The 6,645-nt window shown below is 68.9% G+C and carries 6 protein-coding genes; 4 read left to right on the top strand and 2 right to left on the bottom strand.

Annotated elements, in window-relative coordinates; translation table 11 throughout:
• The 4 genes from ACIRDX_RS19115 to ACIRDX_RS19100 form a co-directional block, all read left to right on the top strand.
• A partial coding sequence (locus ACIRDX_RS19115; RefSeq protein ID WP_396627035.1) for a DUF3604 domain-containing protein occupies nt 1-693 on the top strand: 693 nt, incomplete at its 5' end.
• A gap of 106 nt (nt 694-799) precedes the next feature.
• Nucleotides 800-1,750, top strand: a complete 951-nt coding sequence (locus ACIRDX_RS19110; protein WP_396627034.1) for a transporter — start codon at nt 800-802, stop codon at nt 1,748-1,750.
• A 52-nt stretch (nt 1,751-1,802) separates the two neighbouring features.
• Entirely contained in the window at nt 1,803-3,716 is a 1,914-nt protein-coding gene (locus ACIRDX_RS19105) for a DUF3604 domain-containing protein (protein WP_396627033.1), read from the top strand.
• Nucleotides 3,662-4,573, top strand: a complete 912-nt coding sequence (locus ACIRDX_RS19100; RefSeq protein WP_396627032.1) for a hypothetical protein — start codon at nt 3,662-3,664, stop codon at nt 4,571-4,573. The genes ACIRDX_RS19105 and ACIRDX_RS19100 overlap by 55 nt, the downstream gene beginning before the upstream one ends.
• Before the next feature lie 60 nt (nt 4,574-4,633).
• Here the strand turns inward: ACIRDX_RS19100 and ACIRDX_RS19095 are convergent, their stop codons facing one another.
• Together ACIRDX_RS19095 and ACIRDX_RS19090 are read right to left on the bottom strand one after the other, a co-directional pair.
• Nucleotides 4,634-6,061 carry a DASS family sodium-coupled anion symporter gene (locus ACIRDX_RS19095; protein ID WP_396627031.1) on the bottom strand — a complete coding sequence of 476 codons (1,428 nt, stop codon included), beginning with the start codon at nt 6,059-6,061 and terminating at the stop codon, nt 4,634-4,636.
• Nucleotides 6,062-6,072: 11 nt separating this feature from the next.
• Nucleotides 6,073-6,645 (bottom strand): isocitrate/isopropylmalate family dehydrogenase (locus tag ACIRDX_RS19090; protein WP_396627030.1); only part of this gene is annotated, 573 nt, incomplete at its 5' end.

Here is a 6,645-nt window from a genome sequence, read left to right as displayed (position 1 = left end):
ACCTGGCAGTACCTCGCGGCGGGCTATGCGGCGGTGTGGGCGACGGAGAACACGCGCGCCGCGATCTGGGACGCGATGAAGCGTCGCGAGGTGTACGGCACGTCGGGATCGCGACTGATGCTGCGGTTCTTCGGCGGCTGGGACTTCGCCGCAGCCGACGCGAAGTCGCGCTTCCTCGCCGAGGTGGGCTACGAGAAGGGCGTCCCGATGGGTGGGGACTTGAAGCCATCGCCCGGCGGCGCCAAGGCGCCGACGTTCCTCGTCGCGGCCATGAAGGACGCGCGCTCGGGCAACCTCGATCGCATCCAGATCGTGAAGGGGTGGGTCGGCAAGGATGGCAAGGGCCAGGAGAAGGTCTACGACGTCGCGTGGGGCGACGCCGACCGCCGGAAGATCGTCCGCGGCAAGCTCGCGCCCGTCGGCAACACCGTCGACGTGGCCACCGCGACCTGGACCGACACGATCGGCGACCCGTCGCTGGCGACCGTCTGGACCGATCCCGACTTCGACCCCTCGGTGCGCGCCTTCTACTACGCGCGCGTCATCGAGATTCCGACACCGCGCTGGACCGCCTACGACGCCGCGCGCTTCGGCGTGAAGATGTCGCCCGAGGTCCCGATGACGGTGCAGGAACGCGCCTGGGCCTCGCCCATCTGGTACACGCCGGCAGCCGGCAACGGCGCCGCGCGTTGATTGCGCTCGAACGCTCGGACGCGCACGTGGTCACAGGACAGCTGATGCACATGACGTGCGCCTCGACGGGCGGCGCTGAGCGCGCCTGCACGGAAACGAATCGACGATGACTCCCAAGACGACCCGCACCAATGTCGCCCGCGCTGCGGGTGTCGGCCTCGCGCTGCTCGCGCTCGTGTTGCTGTGTCCGGCCCCGGCTGCCGCGCAGGGCGACGGCCCGCGATCGCAGACGCTGTTGCCGACCGGCTACAACTTCGTGGTCCCGGCCTACCTCGGGCTGGACGGCGACTACGACTTCACGGGCACGATCCTGCAGCCCAACGCCGACGTGAAGAGCGACATCTTCGTGGTGACCTACACGCGTGCCTTCAGCCTTGGTGGGCGCTACGCGCAGATCTGGATCAACCCGATCTTCGGCAGCATCGACGCCGACGTGCGCGCGGTGAACCGCACCGTCAACGTCAACACGTCGGGCCTCGGCGATGCGGTCGCCTCGTTCAAGGTGGGCCTGGTCGGCGCGCCGGCGCGGGGCATCCCGGCGTTCGTCAAGGAACCGCAGACGTTCCAGGTGTCGGCGTTCGTCTCCACGACGATCCCCGTCGGCAGCTACGACAGGGACCGTCTCCTCAACCTCGGCACGAACCGATGGGCGGTGCGCGTCGGCACGCCGATCGTCATGCCGTGGGGCACCAACACGGCGCGCGCCACGTTCCTCGAGGTGTTTCCGAGCGTCAGCTTCTTCCAGGACAACGACGAGCCGACCGGCGGCGCCACCCTGAAGTCGCAGGACCCGCTGTTCCAGCTCGAGAGCCACCTGTCGCACAACTTCCACCCGAAGTTCTGGATGTCGGGTGACCTCCGGTACTTCGGCGGCGGTGAGACGACGACCGACGGCATCTCCGACGACAACCACATCAACGAGACGGGCGCCGGGGTGTCTGCCGGCTACGCGATCGCGAAGTTCCTGTCCGTGCAGGCCTCGTACGCCCGTCGACTGAAAACCGGCGACCAGCGCGACCTCCACATGGTGCGCGTTAAGCTGGCCCTCGTCTTCTGACGTTGATCTCACCCATGGAAAGTGGCCGCTCTGTGCCGGCCGGAGACTCAGCATGTCCACACGGAACGTAAGCACCAGCGCGTTGATCGTCGCCGCCGCCCTCACGGCGGCGTGCGGCAGCCCGACTCCACCGAAGGCACCTGAGGCTGCAGCGACGCCGTCGGCGTCGCCGGCGGCGACGTCCATTCCCACGAACCCGCTGAAGGAGGCCTACTTCGGCGAACAGCACCTGCACACCGCGTACTCGCTGGATGCCTACCTCGGCGGCACGCGGCTCACGCCGTCTGACGCCTACCGCTTCGCCAAGGGCGAGGAGGTGGAGGTCAACGGCAGCAAGGTCAAGCTGCACGCGCCGCTCGACTGGGCGGCGGTGACCGATCACGCCGAGTATCTGGGCGAGATGTACTCGACGATGGTGGCCGGAGCGCCCGGGCACGACAACCCACAGCTCCAGGAACTGCGCCGGATGACGTCGTACGAGGATCGCGAGAAGTGGTTCGTCGAATACGTGCAGAAGGCCAACCGCGGCACCACGCCGCAACACGCGCCGTTCTACGCCGGTCCCGAGACTGCGATTGGCGGCTGGAAGGTGGTCCTGGCCGCAGCAGCGGAGCACTACAAGCCGGGGACCTTCACGACGATTCCGGCCTTCGAGTGGAGCGCCGCACCCGAGGGTGGCAACCTCCACCGCAACGTCTTCTTCCGCGACACCAACGTGCCGGAACGTCCCATGAGCTACGTGGACATCAACAGGGAAGAGGCGTTGTGGAGCTGGATGGCCGGTCTCGAGAAGCAGGGGATGAAGGTCATCGCCATCCCGCACAACTCCAACGCGAGCAAGGGCACGATGTTCTCGGCGCAGGACTCGAAGGGTGACCCGTTGACCCTCGAATACGCCGAGATGCGCAGCCGCTTCGAGCCGCTGATCGAGATGATGCAGATCAAGGGCAACTCCGAGGTGCACCGGTGGTTCTGGGCGGCCGACGAGTTCGCCGACTTCGAGAACGCGGATTCCCTTGGCGACTACAGCGGCCGGAATCTCAAGGCGTTCGGCAAGCAGAACTGGGTTCGGTGGGGGCTGATCAAGGGGCTTGCGCACCAGAAGTCGCTCGGCGTCAACCCGTACCACTACGGCATCGTCGGCGGCACCGACACCCACAATGGGACGCCATCGAACGTCGATGAGGACAACTTCGCGATTGGCAGTCATGGCTCCGCTGATGGAACCGTCGAACGTCGACGGACCAGCGAGATTGGCGGCTGGCTCAAGGGCAAGGACCTCAATCCCGGTGCGCTGACCGGCGTGTGGGCGCCGCAGAACACGCGCGAGGCCATCTGGGACGCGATGAAGGCGCGCGAGACGTTCGCGACGAGCGGCCCCCGCCTCAAGGTGCGCTTCTTTGGGCGCCTCGGCGCGATGGAGAAGCCGGCTGACGCCAGGCGCCTCGTGGAGAGCGGCTACGCGCAGGGCGTGCCGATGGGCGGCACCTTGAAGGCGGATGCTTCCGCCGCCGCAGGCGCGACGCCGAGCTTCACCGTGTGGGCGATGAAGGGGCCAGACGACGCGAACCTCGATCGGATCCAGATCGTGAAGGGCTGGGTGGACGCCGAGGGCGAGCCGCAGGACCGCGTGTTCGACGTGGCCTGGTCGGGCGACCGCAAGCCGGGCAAGGACGGCAAGGTGCCTGCCGTCGGCAACACCGTGGATGTGACCAAGGCCGTGTACACGAACGCGATCGGCAGCGCTGAGCTGATGGGGACGTGGACCGACCCGTCGTTCGACCCGGCACAGGGCGCGGTGTACTACGTGCGCGTGCTGCAGATTCCCACACCGCGCTGGAGCACCTACGACGCCGTGCGTGCCGGCGTGCCGCTGCTGCCGGGCGTGCCGGCGACCGTGCAGGAGCGCGCGTGGTCGTCGCCGATCTGGTACACGCCGACCCGCGGAAAGTCCGGCGCGAAGTGAGCCTCAACGGCCGCAGTCCGCACTGGGGTGCGGCGCTGGTGATGGTCGTGTGTGTTGCCACCGCCGCGCAGGCGCAGACCCCCACTGCGCCCGCCTCCGCGGGGGCACCGGCGCCCGTCGCGGCAACCGCGCCAGCGCAGCCCGCGGCTGGGACGCCGGCAGCCAAGCCGGCGAGCGATGCCGGGGACCTCAGCACCCAGGCGACCGATCCCACCGCGTCGCTGATGTCGTTCAACCTGATCAACGCGGTCAGCGCGTCGTACCACGGGGTCGACGACTCGGGCTACACGTTCAAGTTCCAGCCGGTGGTGCCGTTCCGGGCCTTCGGCGTGAGCAACATTCTGCGCGTGGTCGTGCCGTACCAGATCGACGGCCCGGGGAACGAAGGCCTGAAGAGCGTGACGATCTTCGACCTGGCGGTGCTGCCGCAGAAATGGGGCCGCTTCGCCGTGGGACCGGTGATGAGCCTGTCGGAGAGCGCGAGCGCCGCGCCGTCGAAGTTCGCCATCGGGCCGGCGGCGGGGGCGATCGTGCCGATCTCGAAGACGCTCAACGTCGGGATGTTCACGCAGAACCTGTTTGCGTCCGACGTCGCGATCACGCAGCTGCAGCCGATCGCGGCCTACCAGCTGGGGCACGGCTGGGCCCTCAGCCTGGGCGACCTGCAGTTCACCTACGACTGGGAGCGCGGCGGGTGGGTGAACGTGCCGGTCGGCTTCCAGATCGGCGTGGTGCGCGCGATTGCGCGCCAGCCGATGCGCTTCGCCATCAACCCGCAGTGGAACCTGCGCAACATCACCGGCGCCGACAAGGCGCAGATCACGTTCACGGTGACGCTGCTGGCGCCGGTGAAGTAGCGGCGCGGGAGGCGCGTCGGTGGGGATGCCACGGGGACATGGGCGCAGCGCGACGCCCGCTCAGCCCCTGAGTGCCTCCAGCCACGGCAGGCCGATGGCCAGCAGCGCCACGAGGAACAGCATCCCGAACAGGAAGCCCAGGCACCAGAAGTCCTTCCGGGCGATGAAGCCACAGCCGTAGTACAGCGGCGCCGGCCCCGTGGCGTAGGGCGTCAGCACGCCCATGAGGCCGAGCGAGAACCCGAGCAGCAGCACGAACGTGCGCATCGGCAGGCCCTCGACCGCCGAGCCCGCCGCCAGCATCACCGGCGCGACCGCCGCCGTGTGCGCCGTGATGCCCGCGAAGGCGTAGTGCATCAGGAAGAAGATCGCGACCAGCAGCGTCATCACGACCAGCGGCGGATGGCCTGCGAGGAGCGCGGCGGTGCCGTGGCCCAGCCAGGCCACGACGCCGACGCGATTGAGGCCGTCGGCCAGGACCACCAGGGTCGCGAACCACGCCAGCACGTTCCACGCTGGCCGGTTCCCCAGCACGTCGTCCCACGACACGATCCCGGTGGCCAGCATGAGCGACACGGCGACCATCGCCACGAGGGTGGCATCGATGACTGCGCTGGCGAAGATCCAGAGGGCCAGCGAGAGGAGCGCCAGCGCCGCCATCCCGAGTTCACTGCGGCTGATCGCGCCCATCCCGGCCAGCGCGTCCGACGCCCAGCGCGGCACCTCGACGCTCGTGCGCGTCTCCGGTGGGTGCAGGACGAACGTCAGCCACGGCACCAGGAGCACCAGCACCGCGCCGACGGGGAGGAAGCCGACCAGCCAGTCCGTCCAGGTGAGCTCGACGCCTGCCGTCGTCCGGGCCATGTCGAGCAGCAGGAGGTTCGGCGCCAGCGCCGTCACGAACATCGAGCTCGTCACGCACGTCGTGGCGAAGGCGACCCACATCAGGTACGTCCCGAACTGGCGGGTCGATCGCCCCGTGTCGGCGCCGTACAGCTCGGGGATGTTGCGGATCACCGGATAGATCATCCCGGCGCTGCGCGCCGTGTTCGACGTCGTGAACGGCGCGATCAGCACATCGGCGAACGCCACGGCATAGCCCAGGCCCAGCGTGCGGTGCCCGAGCCTCTTCACGAGCAGGAGGGCGATGCGCCGGCCGAGTCCGGTCTTCTCGTACCCCATCGCGAACACGAAGGCCGCGAAGATCAGCCACACCGTGCTGTTCGAGAACCCGGAGAGGGCCCAGCGCACGGCTTCGGCGGGCAGGCGGAAGCCCGGGCTCACGCGTTGCGACTCGGAGAAGGGGAGTCCCGCCGCGGCCGCGACGGTCACGCCGATGAAGCCCACCGCCGACGGCGGCAGCGGCTCGGTGATCAGGCCGAGAATCACGGCCGTGAACACCGCGACGTAGTACCAGGCTGCCTGGCCGAGTCCTGCTGGTGCCGGGAGCAGTGCCACGACGACGCCCGCGAGGACGGGCACGGCCACGCGCCAGCGCATCAGTCGGCGAGGTGGGCCAGGACCGCCTCGGTAAACTGCGTCGTGGTGGCCGCGCCGCCGATGTCGGGCGTGGTGGGACCCGCGGCGAGCGCGCGCTCCACGGCCCGGCGAATCACCGCAGCGGCCTGCGTCTCACCCAGCCACTCCAGCATCATCGCGCCGCTCAGGATGGCGCCCGTCGGATTGGCGATGCCCCTGCCGGCGATGTCGGGGGCCGAGCCGTGCACGGGCTCGAACAGCGACGGGAACGTGCGCTCGGGGTTCAGGTTCGCCGACGGGTTCAGGCCGAGGCTGCCGGTCACGCCGCCGGTGAGGTCGCTGAGGATGTCGCCGAACAGGTTCGATCCGACGATCACGTCGAAGGTGTGCGGACGTCGCACCAGTTCGAGGGTCGCCGCATCGATGTGCAGCTTGTCGGTCTCGACGTCCGGGAACTCGGGCGCCACCTCCGACAGCACGCGATCCCACAGCACGTAGGCGTACCGCTGCGCGTTCGACTTGGTGATCATGGTCAGCTTGTGCCGGCGTGTCCGCGCGAGTGCGAAGGAGAAGCGCAGGATGCGCTCCACGCC

The organism is Luteitalea sp., from assembly GCF_044337415.1.
Classification (GTDB): Bacteria; Acidobacteriota; Vicinamibacteria; order Vicinamibacterales; family Vicinamibacteraceae; genus Luteitalea.
This window is presented reverse-complemented; position numbering and strand designations above follow the sequence as displayed.